Origin of the sequence: Nocardioides sp. CPCC 206348 (assembly GCF_048654705.1) — a bacterium.
GTDB lineage: Bacteria > Actinomycetota > Actinomycetes > Propionibacteriales > Nocardioidaceae > Nocardioides.
Genome location: NZ_JBMCZA010000243.1, coordinates 129,089 through 130,434 on the forward strand (window position 1 = coordinate 129,089; position 1,346 = coordinate 130,434).

Sequence of the window (1,346 nt, forward strand, 5' to 3'; positions counted from 1 at the left end):
CCGGCCGCGGGCCTCGCCGAAGCCGATGCGGGTGCCGTTGGCGCCGGGGGCGCTGGCGCGGAGGACGACCTCGTCGCCGTCCTCGAGGAAGCCCTTGCCGAGCTCGATCAGCGAGCCGACCTGGTCGGGTGACGGGCCGGAGATGGTGCCCGAGGCGTACAGGTCGCCGGTGCGGGTGGGTGCTCCGTTGACGGTCAGGTGCGCCAGCATCTGGGCGGGCGACCAGTACATCGACGAGTACGGCGGCCGGCTGACCACGTCGCCGTTCCACTCGACCTCCAGGTCGATGTCGAGGCCCCACGCCTCGTCCATCGCCAGGTAGGGCAGGGGCGAGGGGTCCTGCGTCGGGGTGCTGACGCGGGCGGCGTCGAGCGCGGCCAGCGGCACGATCCACGGGGCGATCGTCGACGCGAACGACTTGCCCAGGTGCGGGCCGAGCGGGACGTACTCCCACGCCTGGATGTCGCGTGCCGACCAGTCGTTGAACAGGGCGACGCCGAAGATGTGGTCGGCGGCGTCCTCGACCGGGATGGCCGTGCCCATCGGGTTGCCGGTGCCGACGACGAAGCCGAGCTCGGCCTCGATGTCGAGCCGCACGGACGGTCCGAAGACGGGCGCCTCGGCGCCGGCCGGCAGGCGCTGGCCGCACGGGCGCACGATGTCGGTGCCCGAGACGACGACGGATCCGGCCCGGCCGGTGTAGCTGACGGGCAGGTGCTTCCAGTTCGGCAGCAGCGGGTTGGGGTTGTCCGGGCGGAACAGCCGCCCGAGGTTCGACGCGTGGTGCTCGGAGGCGTAGAAGTCGACGTAGTCGGCCACCGCGAACGGCAGGTGCATCGTCACGTCGTCGACGGAGTGGGCACAGCCCTCGGGCAGCGGACCGCGCACGCGATCGGTCAGCAGGGTGCGCACCTCCTCCCAGCGCTGCCTGCCCTGCGCCATGAACGCGTTGAGGCCCGGCTCCGCGAAGACGTCGTCCTCCAGGAGCAGCGCGAGGTCGAGCACCTGGTCGCCGTACCGGGTCGCACAGCGCGGCGCCGAGCCTGCGACGGAGTAGACGCCGTAGGGGAGGTTGGTGATGCCGTACAGGTCGTTCGGGGAGTTCATCGGGCCAGCTCCAGGAGACCGAGCGCGGTCAGCTCGTCGATCGGTTCGGTGATGCTGCAGGTCCCGATGGACCGGAGCAGCGAGGTGGACGGGACGTCCGGAGCAGCGGCGCGCTCGGCGAGCACGGCGGCCATGGCCTCGGCGTCGCGGACGCCGGTTGCCGCCAGCAGGTTGAGGAAGCCGTGCTGCTCGAAGCCCGTCTCCGGGTCCGTGTTGCGCAGCGCGTGGTGCAGCCCCGC

At 72.2% G+C, this 1,346-nt stretch carries 1 protein-coding gene and 1 pseudogene; both read right to left on the reverse strand.

Features of this window, described 5'->3' with window-relative positions; all coding sequences use genetic code 11:
- On the reverse strand, positions 1-1,107 hold a 1,107-nt coding region (gene fahA, locus ACOADB_RS29010), incomplete at its 3' end, for a fumarylacetoacetase (protein ID WP_378607469.1).
- Positions 1,104-1,346: pseudogene (locus ACOADB_RS29015) on the reverse strand (hypothetical protein); the annotation flags it as partial. The gene fahA and the pseudogene ACOADB_RS29015, both read right to left, overlap by 4 nt.